The following is an 18,061-nucleotide window of genomic DNA, read 5'->3' as shown; positions in this document are numbered from 1 at the left end:
GAAGTCCTGTGAACAAGTCAATGTTAGCTGGGGTCGGTATTGGTGTGGCTGCGGCGTTGGGCATTGCTGGCGTCGCGAGCATGAACGTCTTTTCGTCTGGCCCGCAATATGCGCAGGTTGTCAGCGCAACGCCAATCAAAGAGACCACAAAAACCCCACGTCAGGAATGTCGTAATGTGACAGTCACTCACCGCCGTCCTGTACAGGATGAGCACCAGATTGCCGGTTCCGTACTCGGGGCTGTTGCCGGTGGCGTATTGGGTCACCAGTTTGGTGGCGGTCGAGGACGTGATGTTGCTACAGTAGCCGGTGCACTGGGTGGTGGCTATGCGGGTAACCGTGTGCAGAGCAGCATGCAGGATAATGACACCTACACCACGCAACAGCAGCGCTGTAAAACCGTGTATGACAAAGAAGATAAAATGCTCGGCTATGATGTGACCTATAAAATAGGCGATCAGCAAGGGAAAGTGCGTATGGACCACGATCCGGGCACACAAATTCCGCTGGATAAAAGCGGTCAGCTGCAACTTACCCGTTCATAAACACGCGGTAGCGGTGAGAAATGAAAGCCTGAGGCGAACCTCAGGCTTTTTTTATACCGCTTACAGACCATTTTTGTGTTTGACGATATCCGCCATGACCGCCAGTGCAATTTCCGCAGGGGTCTTGCTGCCGATGTGTAATCCTACCGGCGCATGCAGGCGGGAAAAATCTTCCTCACTGAAATCAGCGATGCTTTGCAGACGCTCACGGCGTCGTGCGCTGTTGAGCTGCGACCCCATCGCGCCGATGTAAAACGCGGGTGTATTCACCGCTTCCATCAGTGTCAGGTCATCCATTCGCGGATCGTGGGTCAGCGCCACAATCGCAGTATTCGCATGGCAGTTTTGCTGTTCGAGATATTTTGCCGGGAACTGTCTTTCCAGCCGGATATCTGATTTCAGTCTCGGTAAGAAATTTTCCAGCACGTCGTCCCGGCATTCGCAAACCACGACTTCAAAGCCCAGGGCGCAGGCAAAATCGGCGCAGTAAAGTGCCACACCCGACAGACCGGCGATCAATAACCTTGGGGGTGCTGCCAGATGCAGCGTGATGCAATTGCCGTCGCGCATGATTTGCGTCGCATGATAATACTCAGCGGGTGCCAGATGATCACAGGCGGCAGGCGGCGTGATGGATTTGCTGAGCGCATAATGCCCGGCAAGCGCCATTCCCATACGTTGCAGATAACCGGCATTACCGGCAGTCGCCGGTAAATATTCGACCAGCACGTCCAGCGAACCGCCGCACGGCAACGCAATGTCGGGCGTCAGTCCTCCTTCGCCATAGTGCACGATCTGGCTCGGTTGCCGGTATTCACCCGCGGCAATACGCTGTAAAAAATCCTCTTCGACACAACCGCCGGAAAGCGATCCGCAAAAATGCCCGTCGCGTGTCGCCGCCATCAGAGCGCCCGGCGCGCGCGGAGACGAACCGTACGTGTTGAGCACGGTGCAAAGCCATACTGGCTGATGTGCCAGCCATGTTATGGCCTGGGAAATAACTTCATTATCAAGATGCTGCATGCTGATTTAGGTTTGAAATAAACAGGGGCGGGGAAAGTTGCGCCGGAATATCAATATCTGTGATTACGGCAGGATGGTTGAAATCCAGGCGCAACATACGATGGCTGCGGAGCAGTTCACGTGCGCCGTTGTCACCGCGTAAGAGCCGAAGTTTTTCACGCATTGGCTGGGCAAAACCGACAGGATGCCCCGGTTCATTTTGCCAGTACGGGCGTACGATCATCTCCTGGCGCAGGCGATCCGCCACGGCGGTGAAAACTTCAGCGGTGACAAAAGGCATATCGGCCAGATGGATCAGCCAGCCGTCCCAGCCCGCCGTAGCATGCACACCCGCGGCTATGGATTCTCCGGTGCCGGCGCTGCTGATGAGCGTGAACGGTATTCCCTCACGCAAACAACATGCCTGAACCGGCCGGTTTTCAGGGCGGGTGATCACATGTACCGGCAACCGGCTCGCGCACGCCTGACGCAACGTTGCCTCAAAAACAGTGACAACGTTTCCTGCTGTCTTTTGCAGGCGTGCATTCAGTTTATTTCCTTCACCACCGGCGGCGATAAACCGGCTCCCCGTACCCGCGGCGAGAAGAATAATACCTGCCATTTTGCATGACTTCCTCTTGTTCATTTTCAGATCAGATGTTCTGTAAACTCACCCAGCATGTCACCGACAAACTTCAGCCGTTTCGGACGATCAGTCAGATCTAACATAAATTTCAGTTTTGCCGGGCCGTCCAGACGATAAACTTGCGGTTGTTTCTGTAACAGACCAATCAGAAAGCCCGGATCGACACGGTTCTTATCGCCAAACTCAATGAATCCGCCGCGCTCATTACCTTCAATACGCCGGATGCCCAGCTCTTTGGCTTTCAGGCGCAGTACGGCAATCTGCAACAGATTGCGCGCACCGTCCGGCAAGGTGCCGAAACGGTCAATCAGCTCAACGCGCAGTTCATCCAGCTCTCCCTCTGTTTTCGCACTGGCGATACGTTTATATAACGACAGGCGCGTATTCACATCAGGAATGAAATCTTCCGGCAGCAACGCAGGCATGCGCATTTCAACTTCGGTCTGGCTGGTGGTTAAATCCTCCAGCGACGGCTCGCGGCCTTCTTTCAACGCGTCGACAGCGTTTTCCAGCAACTCCATATACAGCGAGAAACCGATGCTGGTCATCTGGCCACTCTGGCCTTCACCGAGCAGTTCGCCTGCACCGCGGATTTCAAGGTCGTGCGTCGCCAGCGCAAAACCGGCACCCAGATCTTCCAGCGAGGCAATGGCTTCGAGACGCTTATGTGCGTCCGTCGACATCGCTTTCGGCGGCGGCGTCAGCAGATATGCATACGCCTGATGGTGTGAGCGGCCCACACGACCCCGCAGCTGATGCAGCTGTGCCAGACCAAAGTGGTCTGCACGCTCAATAATAATAGTATTGGCGGTCGGGATATCAATACCGGTTTCGATGATAGTGGTACACACCAGGACGTTGAAACGTTGATGGTGGAAATCATTCATCACACGTTCGAGGTCGCGTTCACGCATCTGGCCGTGACCGATAGCAATGCGAGCTTCCGGGACCAGTTCCGCCAGCCGCTGCGAGGCTTTTTCGATATTCTCCACATCGTTGTAAAGATAATAAACCTGCCCGCCGCGCAGAATTTCACGCAGGATTGCCTCGCGCACCACCAGGCTGTCGTATTCGCGCACAAAGGTTTTGACCGCCATACGTCGCGCAGGCGGCGTGGCGATAATCGACAGGTCGCGCATGCCACTCATTGCCATGTTCAGCGTACGCGGGATAGGCGTTGCGGTCAGGGTCAGAATATCCACGTCGGCACGCATCGCCTTGATGCGCTCTTTATGACGCACGCCGAAACGGTGTTCTTCATCAACAATTAACAACCCCAGATCTTTCCAGCGCAGGTCACTTTGCAGCAGTTTGTGCGTACCGATAATAATATCGACTTTGCCTTCTACTGCGTCTTCCAGCACCGCATTTTGCTCTTTCGCACTGCGGAAACGGGACATCATTTCAATACGCACCGGCCAGCTGGCGAAACGATCGCGGAAATTATCAAAGTGCTGTTGTGCCAGCAGCGTGGTGGGTACCAGAACAGCCACCTGCTTATTGTTGGATACCGCAAGGAAAGCCGCGCGCATCGCCACTTCGGTTTTACCGAAACCGACGTCGCCGCAGACCAGCCGGTCCATCGCCAGCGGCTGGGTCATGTCAGTCAGTACAGCATTAATGGCCTGTGCCTGATCAGGTGTGGTTTCAAACGGGAAAGCCTGACAGAACAACTGATACTGTTCTTTGTCGTGTTTAAATGCGAAACCACTTTTGGCTTCGCGCTGGGCATAGATATCCAGCAGTTCAGCGGCGACGTCGCGCACTTTCTCCGCCGCTTTCTGCCGCGCTTTCGACCAGGCTTCACCACCGAGTTTATGCAGCGGCGCGCTCTCATCTGCGCCACCGGCATAGCGGCTGATGAGATGCAGCGATGACACCGGTACATAAAGTTTGTCTTCACCGGCGTAGGTCAGGATCAGGTATTCGGCAGTAATACCGCCAGTTTCCAGCGTCGTCAGCCCGAGATAACGCCCCACGCCATGCTCAACGTGTACCACCGGTTGGCCGGGTCGCAGCTCGGCGAGGTTACGGATCAGTGTATCGGTATTGATTGACCGGCGGCTGTCCTGACGGCGGCGCGCCACGCGTTCACCGAGCAAATCGCTTTCGCAGATCAGTGCCAGCTGTTTACCGGCATCGAGAAAACCGCGTTCAGAGGCACCAATCATGATGTAACGACCGGCGGTTTCGGCTTGTTCAATGCGGGTGATCAGCGTTGGCATCAGTTTGATGCGCGCCAGCAAATCCTGAAGCGTTTCGCGGCGGCCTTCGCTTTCTACGGAGAATACCAGGCTGCCGGCAAAGGATTCATTGAAGCGCCGCAAATTATCCATCGGCGCTTTGTTCTGGGGCTGAACGGATAAATCGGGCAGTTTTTCGTAACTCAGATTGGTGTTGGCAGCTTTTTTCGGCAGTGAATCAGTACGCAACTGAATACGTGGCCAGGCTTTAAGCTCGGTATAAAGCGACTCCACGCGCAGCCACAGGTTTTCCGGTTCAAGCAGCGGACGCATCGGATCAACGCGGCGGCTTTCGTAACGCTGGCAGGCGTCCAGCCAGAAGCGCTCGGCAGAGGCTTCCAGATCGCCGGTATTCAGCACCAGTGTGTTTTCCGGTAAATAGCTAAACAGTGTGGTCAGCGGCTGGCTGAAAAACAACGGTTGCCAGTATTCGATGCCGGCAGGAAAGGTTCCTTTGCTGACCTGCTGATAAACGTGTTCTGCATCGCGGCGCACTTCAAATTTCTCGCGCCACTGGCTGCGGAACAACTCGATGGCATTTTTATCGGTTGGAAATTCGTGGGCAGGCAGCAGATTGATGTGTTCGACTTCAGTCAGCGTGCGCTGACTGTCCACATCAAAAATGCGCAGGCTGTCGATTTCATCGTCAAAAAAATCAATACGATAGGGTTCTTCGCTACCCATCGGATACAAATCAAGCAGGGCGCCACGGGTCGCAAATTCACCGTGCTCCATCACCTGATCCACACTGCGATAACCGGCCTGTTCCAGCTGTGCACGCAGTTTATCCCGCGAGAGCTGCTGACCTTTCTTCATCACCAGTGCGTGGCCGTGCAGGAATTCGTGCGGGCAGACTCGCTGCATCAGCGTATTCACCGGCAAAATAATGATGCCGCGCTTCATAGCTGGAAGCTGATACAAACTGGAAAGACGGGAAGAAATAATTTCCTGATGTGGTGAAAAACTGTCGTAAGGCAGCGTTTCCCAGTCCGCAATACTCAGGACTTTGTTATCAGTAAACTGTTGAATTTCATCGCGCAGGCGCAGGGCATTTTGCATATCAGGGGCAATCAGCAGAACCGGGCCTGTATGGCGTTCACTGATTTGTGCACATTCCAGCGCACAGGCGGAGCCCGTAAGCTGGCCTAACAGGCGGGTGTCGCCCGGACGTTCAGGCAACGAATAACGATAATCTTGAGGCATAGGCTGTTTTGAGTTCTCGTTTTGGCGGCTGTCGGAGGCCAATTAGCAGACCGTATCTTGCTTTGCAGAAGTAATCGCGGTCAACCCGTTGACGGTATAAAAGGGTCAACGGCGTCACAAAGTTAAACCGATTACTTTGGGTTAATGGTTCCATAAAGCGGTGCTAGCCTTTATTATCCTTGATCACTTTAGTCTGCGCCACGCACTTATTTGCGGCCAAGCATTTAAAACGGATGTTATGTATCAACCTGTCGCGTTATTTATCGGTCTGCGCTACATGCGCGGACGTGCTTCGGACCGCTTCGGGCGGTTTGTCTCCTGGTTATCCACTATTGGCATTACCCTCGGGGTGATGGCGTTAGTGACCGTGCTGTCAGTGATGAACGGTTTTGAGAAAGATCTGGAAGGTAACATTCTGGGTCTGATGCCACAGGCGTTAATCACCACGCCGGGAGGGTCTCTCGACCCTCAAAAAATCACGCATGAACAAGTCTCGGCGCTGAAAAGCGTTAATAGCGCTGTGCCACTGACCACCGGTGATGTCGTGCTGCAAAGTCCCGGCAGCGTCGCGGTGGGGGTAATGCTCGGTGTGGATCCTGACCAGAAAGATCCGCTGGCAAAATACTTAATTGGGGTTGCCCAGCAGGAACTTCAACCCGGTAAATACAACGTGATTCTTGGCGATCAACTGGCGCAGCAGTTAAAAGTGCGTCGCGGCGATCAGTTACGTCTGATGGTCACCAGCGTCAGCCAGTTTACACCGGTCGGTCGCGTCCCGAGCCAGCGCTTGTTCAATGTTATCGGCACCTTCTCCGCCAACAGCGAAGTGGATGGTTACCAGATGCTGGTCAATATTCAGGATGCCTCCCGGCTGATGCTGTATCCGAAAGGTAACGTGACCGGCTGGCGTTTGTTCCTCGACAAACCACTGGATGTCGACAGTCTGAGTACGCAAAAACTGCCTGACGGTGCCAGCTGGAAAGACTGGCGGGAACGTCGCGGCGAATTGTTCCAGGCGGTGCGCATGGAGAAAAATATGATGGGGCTGCTGCTGAGCCTGATCGTCGCCGTCGCTGCGTTTAACATTATTACGTCACTGGGACTGCTGGTGATGGAGAAACAAGCCGAAGTGGCCATTTTGCAAACGCAGGGCTTAAGCCGCCGCCAGATTATGGCGCTGTTTATGGTGCAGGGTGCCAGTGCAGGTGTGATTGGCGCATTGCTCGGGGCCGTGCTGGGTGTGGTGCTTGCCACTCAGCTGAATACGATTATGCCCGCTATCGGGCTGATGCTTGATGGCGCATCGCTGCCGGTCGATATCGAACCGGTTCAGGTAGTGGTCATCGCGCTCGTCGCGATGGTCATCGCTTTATTATCAACGCTTTATCCTTCCTGGCGCGCTGCTGCCACCCATCCCGCAGAGGCTTTACGTTATGAGTAATTCTTTATTATTGCAGTGTGAAAACCTCTGTAAGACTTATCAGGAAGGCAAAATGCACACCGATGTGCTGCGTGACGTAAGTTTTGCCATGCAGCCAGGTGAGATGATGGCGATTGTCGGGACGTCCGGTTCCGGCAAAAGTACGTTACTGCATTTGCTGGGCGGGCTGGATTCCCCGACGTCCGGTGAAGTGATTTTCAAAGGTCAGTCGCTGAACGGCATGTCTTCATCGGCGAAATCAGAATTGCGCAACCGTGAACTGGGCTTCATCTATCAGTTCCACCATTTGCTGCCGGATTTCACCGCGCTGGAAAACGTGGCGATGCCACTGCTGATCGGCAAAAAGAAACCCGCAGAAGTTCAGGAGCGGGCGATGGCGATGCTCGAAGCGGTGGGTTTGCAACATCGTAGCAATCACCGTCCTTCCGAGCTTTCCGGCGGTGAACGCCAGCGCGTGGCGATTGCCCGTGCGCTGGTGAATAATCCGTCGCTGGTGTTGGCCGATGAACCCACCGGTAACCTTGATCAGCGTAATGCCGACAGCATTTTCGAACTGCTCGGCGAACTGAATATGCGTCAGGGAACAGCATTTCTGGTGGTGACGCATGATCTGCAACTTGCAAACCGCCTGACGCGTCAGTTGGAAATGCGTGACGGCAAGCTGCAACAGGATTCGATGTTGCTGGGAGCGAAGTAATGTCAGGCATTCCGTTTTCATTATTGATTGGTCTGCGGTTTAGCCGTGGCCGCCGTCGCAGCGGCATGGTGTCGCTGATTTCGGTGATTTCAACCTTAGGCATTGCGCTGGGTGTGGCAGTGCTGATCGTCGGCCTCAGTGCCATGAATGGTTTTGAACGTGAGCTGAAAGAACGTGTTCTGGCGGTCGTGCCGCACGGCGAGATCCGCCCGGTCAATCAGCCGTTCAACAACTGGCAGGATGTGCTGGATCGTGTGGAGAAAGTGCCGGGAATAGTGGCGGCAGCGCCCTATATCCAGTTCAACGGCTTGATTGAGCACGGAGCCAAACTGCGTGCCATTCAGCTGAAAGGCGTTGACCCACAGAGTGAACCGCGCGTCAGTGCTGCGCCGAAATTTGTGCAGAATAATGCCTGGCAGAGTTTTAAAGCCGGTCAGCAGCAGCTGATCCTTGGCAAAGGCGTGGCGGATGCCGTGGGCGTGAAACAGGGCGACTGGGTGACGGTGATGATCCCGAACAGCGACCCGGAGATGAAGCTGTTACAGCCAAAACGTATTCGCCTGCAGGTAGCTGGTATTTTGCAGCTCAGCGGACAACTTGATCACAGCCTTGGCATGGTGCCTCTGGCCGATGCCCAGCAATATCAGGATATGGGCAGCAGCGTGACCGGTATTGATATCAAAGTGAACGATGTCTTTGCCGCCCAGAAACTGGTGCATGATGCCGGGAAAGTGACGCAGGCTTACGTTTATATCAGCAGCTGGATCGGGACGTATGGCTATATGTACCGGGACATCCAGATGGTGCGCGCTATCATGTATATGGCGATGGTGCTGGTGATTGGCGTTGCCTGTTTTAATATCGTCTCGACGCTGGTGATGGCAGTAAAAGATAAAAGCAGTGATATCGCAATTTTACGCACTTTGGGTGCAAAAGACGGCCTTATCCGCGCGGTCTTCATCTGGTACGGTTTACTGGCAGGCCTGGTGGGCAGCGTGGCGGGGGTGGTGATCGGCGTGATCGCAGCTTTCCAGCTGACGAATATCGTCAATGCGTTGCAAAAACTGACCGGTCATCAGTTCCTGTCGGGCGATATTTACTTCATTGACTTCCTGCCTTCTGAAGTTCACTGGCTGGATGTGGCGGGTGTACTGCTCACTGCGCTGGTACTGAGTCTGCTGGCAAGCTGGTATCCGGCACGCCGTGCAAGTCGTATCGATCCTGCCCGCGTACTCAGTGGCGGCCAGTAATCTATTTAAACGAAGTTTTAATCAGACACAGAGAGTAAGGAGCATTTCATGCGCACACGTCATCGTCTGTGTCGGTTTCGCAAAAATAAGCGTATTCGCCATCAGCGATTCCGGTCAAATATCTTCCACCGGGATTCGATGGCGGCTGCATCGCTGAAGAAACCGTTTGTTGTGGTGCTGACCGGCGCAGGGATTTCCGCCGAATCGGGCATTCGTACTTTCCGCGCTGCCGACGGGTTGTGGGAAGAACACCGTGTCGAGGATGTGGCGACGCCGGAAGGTTATCGCCGTGATCCTGAACTTGTGCAGCGTTTTTATAATGAGCGCCGCCGCCAGTTGCAGGCTGAAGATCTCAAACCTAACGCCGCACATTCCGCGCTGGCCACGCTGGAAGAAGCACTCGGCGACAACTTTCTGCTGGTCACACAAAATATCGATAACCTGCACGAACGCGCGGGCAGTTCACGTGTTATTCACATGCACGGTGAATTACTGAAAGTGCGTTGTACACAGTCAGGGCAGGTGCTGGACTGGCCAGGCGATCTGACTGTGGATGACCGCTGCCATTGCTGTCAGTTTCCGGCACCGCTGCGCCCGCACATTGTCTGGTTTGGGGAAATGCCTTTTGGTATGGACGAAATTTACGATGCACTGGCTAAGGCCGATTTCTTTGTCGCTATCGGTACGTCAGGCCACGTTTATCCGGCTGCCGGATTTGTTCATGAGGCGCGCATTGGGGGGGCCTGTGCTGTTGAGCTGAATCTTGAGCCGAGTCAGGTTGAAAGTGAATTTGATATGAAGCACTACGGACTGGCGAGCCAGATCGTCCCGGAATTTGTCCATAAGTTCCTGACTAAGAAAGACCAGGCCTGGTGAACACCAGGCTTTTTTTACTGTTCCCGCCAAAAAATTGCGCCTGCCCCAAAGACATATCTCGTTAAACTTGGTGAAAAATGACCTGACGCAATATTCAGGGTTTTCATGCTGCGCATAATAAAACCCAGCCGCCAGAGGATATCCCAATGAATAAGTTGCTTGATCGTTTTCTTCATTATGTTTCTTTCGATACTCAGTCTAAGCCCAATGTTAAGCACACGCCCAGTACTGAAGGGCAACTCAGGCTGGCCCAGGCCTTGCGTAATGAGCTGACTGAACTGGGTTTTTCGCAGGTTACGCTCAGTGATAAAGGTTGTGTAATGGCCACCTTGCCGGGCAATGTCGCCTGGAATGTGCCGGTAATCGGTTTTATTTCCCATCTGGATACCGCACCTGATTTCACAGCGAAACATGTCAATCCACAGATTGTAGAAAATTACCGTGGCGGAGATATCGCGCTGGGTAATGGCGATGAAATATTATCGCCGGTGATGTTCCCGGTATTACACCAGCTTCTCGGCCATACGATTATTACTACGGATGGCAAAACGTTGCTGGGGTCTGATGATAAATCCGGTATTGCTGAAATTATTACCGCGATGGTCCGCCTGAAAAACAGCAATATTCCCCACGGGCCGGTACGCATTGCCTTTACGCCGGATGAAGAAATCGGCAAAGGTGCGCAGAGTTTTGATATTTCGGCCTTTGGCGCGCAGTGGGCTTACACCGTCGATGGTGGTGGCGTGGGCGAACTGGAGTTTGAAAACTTTAACGCGGCCTCGGCCACTATTAAAATTGTCGGCAACAACGTACACCCGGGCAGCGCCAAAGGGGTGATGGTAAATGCATTATCACTGGCAACCCGTTTTCACAACGAACTGCCGGTGAAAGAAACACCTGAACATACTGAAGGTTACGAGGGTTTTTATCACCTGACGACCATCAAGGGCAATGTTGAACGCGCAGAAATGCATTACATCATCCGTGACTTTGACAAGACGCAGTTCGAAGCCCGTAAGCAAAAAATTATCGATATCGCACATGTGGTCGGCAAAGGCCTGCACCGCGACTGCTATATTGAAGTGACGCTCGACGATCATTATTACAATATGCGCGACAAAGTGGCCGAGCATCCGCACATTATTGCGCTGGCGCAGCAGGCGATGAAAGATTGCGATATTGAGCCAGTCATGAAGCCAATCCGCGGCGGCACTGATGGCGCCCAACTTTCTTTCCGCGGTTTGCCTTGTCCGAATATTTTTACCGGCGGATATAACTTCCACGGTAAACATGAATTTGTTACGCTCGAAGGGATGGAAAAAGCCGTCTCGGTGATTATGCGTATTGCGGAACTGACGGCGAATAAATCTCAATAAGTTCAGGTCAGCCTTTGAGTTATAAATTTTAACAATATAAGGCTGTTTATCTTTTCTTGATTATCCCCTCTGGTTTCCTTGTCATTATGGCGAAATATAAATTATCTAAATATATTTTGAGATTGCATGTCTAATTTGTATTTTTTTCTCATATCCCATGCCTGTAAGATACGCTTTTTATTTTTAAGGATTTAAAGCAATGGACGCAACGGATATAAGAGAATTACGAGATTTTGTGAAAATACGCACCTTCACACCAGAAACAAGCTCACGATATAGTGCCTGGTATTAATCTGGTATCCGCATGCAGGGAGTGCAGGTCATGCGTCAATGTTTATTGGTGATATTTTAGAAACCAGCCTTTATGTCAGTTGGTGGCCAGAGGCAAGAGACGCTAAAAAAGTCTTGTTCGGTAAATTTCCTTCCAGAATAAGCGCTCATGGAAATGCCGATTTAACCACTTACCGATCTGATGCCTATGCTGAAGGCGGGCTCCCCGATGTGATTTACGGATTAATGAATCTGAATGAGCACATGATGAAAATGGCCTGGTATGACATTTGCCATAAACAAGGGGGATCCTCATTTCGTACTGTAGGGAAGAATTGTGCCGATATAGTTGGTCGGGTTATTAATGCAGGGCTGGTCGGTTCATCGTTACGTGCAAAGGCCTTTGACTACATGCAGGGAGGGTTTTTACCCTGTACGCCTAAGCGCATAGGGATAGCTTGTAATTATCTTAGAGATAAAAATATGGCTGTAAAAATAAGTTTGCATGCCAAGTCACTGAACCTTAATCCTTTAAAATTCATTTTTCGGCTTAGATGAACTGACCGGGCATTATTTTAATCGTTCAATTCCGTGTAAAACCATCTGGCTTCCATCTGCCTCGTTACCTTGTGTGGTGATGATACATCTGTCAGGCATCTTCACCGCACGGAACGAAAGTTGGAGGGTAAAAATGCTGCGATTTTTATCCACCATCAAAATATCGTTATTTCTGAGAATGATATTTGTAATATTTGCCTGAGCAATGAGTCTGATCATGCCATTGCTGGAGATATAGAAACGTGTATCGGTTTTATTTCTGTCCAGAGAAACCATGGCGATTTTCCATTTAGTGCTATCACTGGCCTTCCAGTCGTCGACGGCACCAAAAAAATCCGGGAAAATGCCCTGATGTAAGAAAGAGGAAAGTGAACCAATATGCTCCTGAATCCATTCGTTTTGCGGTTCAAGGATCTGAGCTGAGAAGTTTAATTTTGATTTAATCTCATTGCCGGGTACCGATATTTTTTTATTATTAATATAATAATGCATACGGGAAATATCAGCCAGCATACTGGGGTTCATTACTGATTTTCCAAACTTACTTATATCCCTGGCAATGTTTCCGTTGATGGTATTGAAGAGTTTATGCGTGATTTCAGGAGATATGTTAAGCGTCAGGTTGCAATCAGTGTGTTGTAATGGGTGTGTGGTGATTTTATTTCCGGAAAAATGTGATGGGATAGGATGAACTTTATTTTTCTCGAAAAATTTTGTAAAAAACATGGTTTGCCTTTCATCATTATAGGGGAATAGAGGGTCTGTAAAGGCAGTATAAAATTAAAAGTAACCTGTGACTATTACCAACTCCTTATTCATCGGTTAAACTATATTAATATGGAAATGTTAACTTCATTAATACATACAGGATACCGGGTACCCTGTATGTATCTTAATGATAAATGTCCGTTGATATCAATCGTTAAAATACCAGTAACCGCTGTTGACCAGTGCAGACAGCAGGGCGAGGAAGGACGGGTCGTCCAGCGCATTGCCGAGCATTTCTTTCGTTACGGTTTTATGGCGTGCAATGGCATCTACCGCACCGATATGTTCTGTGGTTATTGCTTCACCGTTAACGTAGCAGGTATCCCCCACGCGCAGGACGCGCAGGCCCCCCAAACGCTCCAGGGTTTCACCTGACTCCAGCAGTTCATAAATTTCCCCGGCCTGATAAGGAGGCTCCGGTGGCGCCAGATCCAGTTCATGACGAGACTGGGAAATAAATTCTCCGAACCAGTTATTGAAATGCGCCGGATTACCAATCAAATCCAGCATCATGGAACGCAGTTTATTCAGTTCGGCAGGCTGTACTTCAGCCGGATGCTCACGTTCAACCAGTTCCGGATCGCTGTAACGGTGGCTGCCCAGTTCACGGGAAAGCACATAATCGGCAAAACCGCTGACCATCTCACGGGCGTTTGGTGCGCGAAAACCCACAGAATAATTGAGGGAGTTTTCCAGTGAATAGCCGTCATGAGGGAAGCCCGGCGGAATATAAACGATATCGCCGGGTTCCAGTTCTTCATCGATAATGGCATCGAAGGGTTCAACCTGTAATAAATCAGGATGCGGGCAATGTTGTTTCATCGCGACTTTTTCGCCTACACGCCAGCGACGGCGGCCGGTACCCTGAATGATAAATACGTCGTACTGATCCAAATGGGGGCCTACGCCACCGCCAGGCACCGAGAAGGAAATCATTAAATCATCCATGCGCCAGTCAGGAATGTGGCGGAATGGCGTCATCAGATGAGAAGAGGGCTCATGCCAGTGATCGACAGCCTGCACCAGCACCGACCAGCCTGTTTCCCCCAGATGGTCATAACTCTCAAAGGGCCCGTGGCTGACATTCCACTTACCGTCCTGATTGCTCACCAGACGGCTGTCCACTTCATTTTCCATTGCCAGACCGGCCAGCTCGTCCGGAGAAATCGGATCGACGAAATTTTTAAAGCCGCGCTTTAATACGACCGGACGCTTTTGCCAGTAACGCTGCAGGAAATCATTCCAGTCTAGGTCGAGTTGGTAATCCATAGTATTTCCCTTGCATTAAATGGAGGGTGATAAAGAAGTGCGGAGTCTGTAAATGATTATAACGGAAGGTGTTGCAGCTGAGTGGGGCAATTGCCAGCAAATTTTGCACAATGGATAAGATTGCGCCGAAATTTGCTGACAAAGTAGTCGGGGGAGAACGTTACTCCAGTTCAATGCCTTGTTGCAGACCAAAACAGACGTGCATGCTGGCGCCGCCAAGCGGGCTGTCACCGATGATAATTTTGCCGTCGTACTGTTCAATGATGTCGTTGGCGAGCGATAACCCCAGACCTTGTCCCGGACGCAAGGTATCGGCACGCTGCCCGCGTTGGAAAATCACTTCGCGTTTGCTGTCCGGAATGCCCGGGCCATCGTCCTCAATCAGGATCACCAGCTGATTTTCGGTGTGCACGGCGCTGATTTCGACAAACTCAAGGCAGTACTTACAGGCGTTATCAATGACGTTGCCCATGACTTCCATGAAGTCATTTTTTTCGCCCACAAAGGTAATTTCCGGTGAAATATCCACTGTGATCACCACCCCTTTACGCTGATAAACCTTATTCAGTGCTGAACATAATCCGTCAAGGATCGCCGGGACGGAGTGAACTTCACGGATCAGCAGGTTTTGTTCAGAGCGCAATGTCGCACGATGCAGGTAATAACCAATCTGCTGCGAGATGCGGCTGATTTGCTCAAGCATGACCGGCTCAGCATCTTCGATGGTCATCTGTTTACCATTTCGCAGTGCACGCAGGGTAGACTGCAATACGGCCAGCGGTGTTTTCAGGCTGTGCGTCAGGTCCGCCAGCGTGGTGCGGTAACGATCATAACGGCCGCGTTCGCCATGCAGCAAAATATTCAGATTACGCACCAGACCGCGCAGTTCGCGTGGCGGATTTTCATCAAGCGACTCACGCTCATGAGTTTCCAGTTCGGCGACCTGATGAATCAGCTCTTTGATGGGCCGCAGGCTCCAGTAAGCGGCCAGCCATAACAGCGGCACAACCAGCAACAGGTTCGCCAGTAATACATAACTGAACCATTCCCAGACCAGATCAGAGCGCTGCAGTTCCTGCGGAATGGTATCGACCACCACGATGTTCAGCGCCGGCAGACGAGATGTCGCATTGTAGGTATTGACCGCAATGGAGTGGGTCATCGCGTTGGCGTCGGTATCGTCATAATCCTTCAGCTTATCCTGCGCTTTCGGGTTATTCCCCAGTACTTCACTGCTGATTTGTGTATCGGTATCCAGCTCATAAAAGCCAGGTTTGTTCATCCATGCTTTATCAATATGCGCTTCGAGTTCAGGGATGCGGCGCTCAGCCCACAATAATTTCCCTTCGTCGTCGTAAATAAACACCAGCGTTGGCGTGTTAAGGTCGAGATCAGGCGGAACATTGATAGTCAGTTTGCCGTCGCGCCACTGCGCAAGGCTGAAGAAAAGGTTACTTTCGCCGCGCAGGAGACGGTAGGCGGTTTTGTCGAAACTCACCATATAACCGACCACTGCCACCAGCCCGTAGGCCAGAGACAGGGTAAGCACCACCGCCGCGGTTGCCATCATAAAGCGGACGCGAAGGGAGAAGGGGTTCCGGGTACGACGTCCTTTCATGAAGCGTCCTTTGAATATGTCGATGATTATGACCTGATGTCGAAACGGTAACCCTGACCGCGCACGGTCGTTATCACATCAACCGGATGTTCTGCCTGCAATTTTTTACGCAGACGGCCCATCAGAACATCGACAGTATGACTCTCACGCAACTCGGCATCCGGATAAAGCTGAAGCATCAGCGAATCCTTGCTGACCACTTTTCCTGCATTGCGGATCAACGTTTCAATAATCGTGTATTCGAAAGCGGTCAGTTTAATTGGCTGTTCATTTACGGTCAGTTCGCGACGTGACAGATCAATCTGGAAAGGTTGCAGCGTGATCACCTGAGAAGCGAGGCCGCTGTTACGGCGCATCAGCGCCTGCATACGCGCCAGGACCTCTTCCAGATGGAATGGCTTAGTGACGTAATCATCCGCACCGGCCTCCAGCACTGCCACTTTATCCTGCCAGCTTTCGCGGGCGGTCAGGACCAGAATCGGCAGATTGGTCTGATGACTGCGCCAGCGGCGGATCAGGCTCAGGCCGTCTTCGCCTGGTAAACCAAGGTCAACAATGGCGATATCGGGCGCATGCTCATGCAGGAAATAGTCTGCTTCTTTGGCATCTTCCGCCGCATCGACCTGATGGCCCATTTCCCGCAACTGTACGGAGAGGTGATGACGTAACAGTGCATTATCTTCAATGACTAAAATCCGCATGGTAATTCCTTATCCTGACAGCGCGAAAAATGGTTTAAATATTCTGCATGCGATTGTAAATGATTCAGAAACACTTTAATCAACCTCAGGTCAACACAGGTGTGCCGAACATCAACAAAACCTAAACGAATTATAAGCAGCTTTGTGCAGGAACGGGATTAAAAAAGGCGGCCCGCAGGCCGCCTCTGGTACAACACTTTAAAAACTTACTTCAGTTCGTCAACCATGGTGGTGGCGCGACCAATGTAGTTACCCGGCGTCATGGCTTTCAGACGTACTTTCTCGTCTTCCGGTAATTCAAGTGAATCGATAAATGCCTGCATGCCGGCGGCATCAACACGTTTACCGCGTGTCAGTTCTTTCAGCTTCTCGTAAGGTTTTTCGATGCCATAACGGCGCATCACGGTCTGGATTGGCTCAGCCAGCACTTCCCAGTTGTGATCCAGTTCGTTTGCCAGATTTGCTTCGTTTACTTCCAGCTTGCTGACGCCTTTCATGGTCGCCTGATAAGCGATAAGTGCATAGCCCAGACCGACACCGAGGTTGCGCAGTACCGTGGAATCCGTCAGATCACGCTGCCAGCGTGATACAGGCAATTTGCTGGCCAGATGCTGTAATACAGCATTGGACAGACCGAGGTTGCCTTCGGAGTTTTCGAAGTCGATCGGGTTTACTTTGTGCGGCATCGTGGACGAACCGATTTCACCCGCGATGGTACGTTGTTTGAAGTGGTTCAGGGCAATGTAACCCCAGATATCGCGGTCAAAGTCGATCAGGATAGTGTTGAAACGTGCCACGCAGTCAAACAGCTCGGCGATGTAATCATGCGGCTCGATCTGAGTAGTGTACGGATTCCAGGTAATCCCCAGAGAAGTCACGAACTCTTCGCTAAACTGATGCCAGTTAACTTCCGGGTAAGCCACGATGTGGGCATTGTAGTTGCCGACAGCACCGTTGATTTTGCCGAGGATTTCGACATTTTGCAGTTGTTTAAACTGACGGTTCATACGGTAGGCGACGTTAGCCAGTTCTTTACCAATGGTCGATGGCGTTGCTGGCTGGCCGTGGGTACGGGACAGCAGCGGAATGTCGCGGTATTTATGTGCCAGGTCTTTTACGGCATCAATAATTTGCTTCCAGTAGGGCAGCACCACATCCTGACGGGCGGTTTGCAACATCAGCGCATGGGACAGATTATTGATGTCTTCAGAAGTACAGGCGAAGTGAATGAATTCCGATACCGCGTGCAGGGCCGGGATCGTTGCCACCTTTTCTTTCAGGAAATATTCAACCGCTTTCACATCATGGTTGGTAGTCTTTTCGATATCTTTAATGCGTTGTGCGTCATTAACATCGAAGTCTGCCACAATCTTGTCGAGGAAAGCGTTTGCGTCGGCATCAAAAGCAGGAACTTCCTTGATTTCTGCACAGGCTGCCAGTTTTTGCAGCCAACGTACTTCAACCTGCACACGGAATTTCAGCAGGCCAAATTCGCTGAAAATAGTACGCAGCGCGCTGACTTTATCACCGTAGCGTCCATCAACGGGGGAAACGGCGGTCAGTGAGGATAATTCCATCGGTAGCAACTCCTGGGATCT

At 51.6% G+C, this 18,061-nt stretch carries 15 protein-coding genes; 7 read left to right on the top strand and 8 right to left on the bottom strand.

Features of this window, described 5'->3' with window-relative positions:
* The first annotated feature begins 8 nt into the window (after positions 1-8).
* Positions 9-545 (top strand): glycine zipper 2TM domain-containing protein, encoded by a 537-nt coding sequence (locus EVX52_RS02195; RefSeq protein ID WP_129951819.1) that lies wholly within the window; start codon positions 9-11, stop codon positions 543-545.
* A gap of 60 nt (positions 546-605) precedes the next feature.
* Here EVX52_RS02195 and EVX52_RS02190 read toward each other — a convergent pair whose 3' ends face one another.
* Genes EVX52_RS02190 through mfd form a run of 3 tightly spaced genes read right to left on the bottom strand, consistent with a single transcriptional unit; the run spans position 606 to position 5,639 of the window.
* On the bottom strand, positions 606-1,568 hold the full coding sequence (locus EVX52_RS02190; protein ID WP_129951818.1) for an XdhC family protein: 963 nt from the start codon (positions 1,566-1,568) through the stop codon (positions 606-608).
* On the bottom strand, positions 1,555-2,169 hold the full coding sequence (locus tag EVX52_RS02185; RefSeq protein ID WP_129990511.1) for an NTP transferase domain-containing protein: 615 nt from the start codon (positions 2,167-2,169) through the stop codon (positions 1,555-1,557). The genes EVX52_RS02190 and EVX52_RS02185 overlap by 14 nt, the downstream gene beginning before the upstream one ends.
* A gap of 26 nt (positions 2,170-2,195) precedes the next feature.
* Positions 2,196-5,639 carry a transcription-repair coupling factor gene (mfd, locus tag EVX52_RS02180; RefSeq protein WP_129990510.1) on the bottom strand — a complete coding sequence of 1,148 codons (3,444 nt, stop codon included), beginning with the start codon at positions 5,637-5,639 and terminating at the stop codon, positions 2,196-2,198.
* Positions 5,640-5,877: 238 nt separating this feature from the next.
* Between mfd and lolC the strand changes: the two genes are divergently transcribed.
* The 6 genes from lolC (at position 5,878) to EVX52_RS02150 (ending at position 12,107) form a co-directional block, all read left to right on the top strand.
* A complete protein-coding gene (gene lolC, locus EVX52_RS02175) occupies positions 5,878-7,080 on the top strand; it encodes a lipoprotein-releasing ABC transporter permease subunit LolC (RefSeq protein WP_129951815.1) in 1,203 nt (400 codons plus the stop codon).
* On the top strand, positions 7,073-7,777 hold the full coding sequence (lolD, locus tag EVX52_RS02170; RefSeq protein WP_129951814.1) for a lipoprotein-releasing ABC transporter ATP-binding protein LolD: 705 nt from the start codon (positions 7,073-7,075) through the stop codon (positions 7,775-7,777). Before lolC ends, lolD begins: the two co-directional genes overlap by 8 nt.
* Positions 7,777-9,027: a lipoprotein-releasing ABC transporter permease subunit LolE gene (gene lolE / locus EVX52_RS02165; protein ID WP_129951813.1), complete on the top strand. Its 1,251-nt coding sequence runs from the start codon at positions 7,777-7,779 to the stop codon at positions 9,025-9,027. The genes lolD and lolE overlap by 1 nt, the downstream gene beginning before the upstream one ends.
* Positions 9,028-9,075: 48 nt before the next feature.
* Positions 9,076-9,903, top strand: a complete 828-nt coding sequence (gene cobB, locus EVX52_RS02160) for a Sir2 family NAD+-dependent deacetylase (RefSeq protein WP_129951812.1) — start codon at positions 9,076-9,078, stop codon at positions 9,901-9,903.
* 146 nt (positions 9,904-10,049) lie between these two features.
* Complete coding sequence (gene pepT, locus EVX52_RS02155) at positions 10,050-11,279, top strand: peptidase T (protein ID WP_129990509.1); 1,230 nt, start codon at positions 10,050-10,052, stop codon at positions 11,277-11,279.
* 330 nt (positions 11,280-11,609) lie between these two features.
* Complete coding sequence (locus EVX52_RS02150) at positions 11,610-12,107, top strand: hypothetical protein (protein ID WP_129990508.1); 498 nt, start codon at positions 11,610-11,612, stop codon at positions 12,105-12,107.
* 12 nt (positions 12,108-12,119) lie between these two features.
* Here the strand turns inward: EVX52_RS02150 and EVX52_RS02145 are convergent, their stop codons facing one another.
* From EVX52_RS02145 to purB, 5 genes are all read right to left on the bottom strand, one after another.
* On the bottom strand, positions 12,120-12,833 hold the full coding sequence (locus tag EVX52_RS02145; protein WP_129990507.1) for a hypothetical protein: 714 nt from the start codon (positions 12,831-12,833) through the stop codon (positions 12,120-12,122).
* Positions 12,834-13,022: 189 nt separating this feature from the next.
* Positions 13,023-14,144 (bottom strand): cupin domain-containing protein, encoded by a 1,122-nt coding sequence (locus EVX52_RS02140; RefSeq protein ID WP_129951807.1) that lies wholly within the window; start codon positions 14,142-14,144, stop codon positions 13,023-13,025.
* A 160-nt stretch (positions 14,145-14,304) separates the two neighbouring features.
* Positions 14,305-15,762 carry a two-component system sensor histidine kinase PhoQ gene (gene phoQ, locus EVX52_RS02135; RefSeq protein ID WP_129951806.1) on the bottom strand — a complete coding sequence of 486 codons (1,458 nt, stop codon included), beginning with the start codon at positions 15,760-15,762 and terminating at the stop codon, positions 14,305-14,307.
* 26 nt (positions 15,763-15,788) lie between these two features.
* The gene (gene phoP, locus EVX52_RS02130) at positions 15,789-16,463 is read right to left on the bottom strand and encodes a two-component system response regulator PhoP (RefSeq protein WP_129951805.1); all 675 of its coding nucleotides are present in this window, start codon (positions 16,461-16,463) and stop codon (positions 15,789-15,791) included.
* A 206-nt stretch (positions 16,464-16,669) separates the two neighbouring features.
* On the bottom strand, positions 16,670-18,040 hold the full coding sequence (gene purB / locus EVX52_RS02125) for an adenylosuccinate lyase (RefSeq protein WP_129990506.1): 1,371 nt from the start codon (positions 18,038-18,040) through the stop codon (positions 16,670-16,672).
* Between the last annotated feature and the right edge of the window lie 21 nt (positions 18,041-18,061).

Source organism: Rahnella sp. CFA14(1/10) (genome assembly GCF_004195095.1).
Lineage (GTDB): Bacteria > Pseudomonadota > Gammaproteobacteria > Enterobacterales > Enterobacteriaceae > Rahnella > Rahnella perminowiae.
This window is presented reverse-complemented; position numbering and strand designations above follow the sequence as displayed.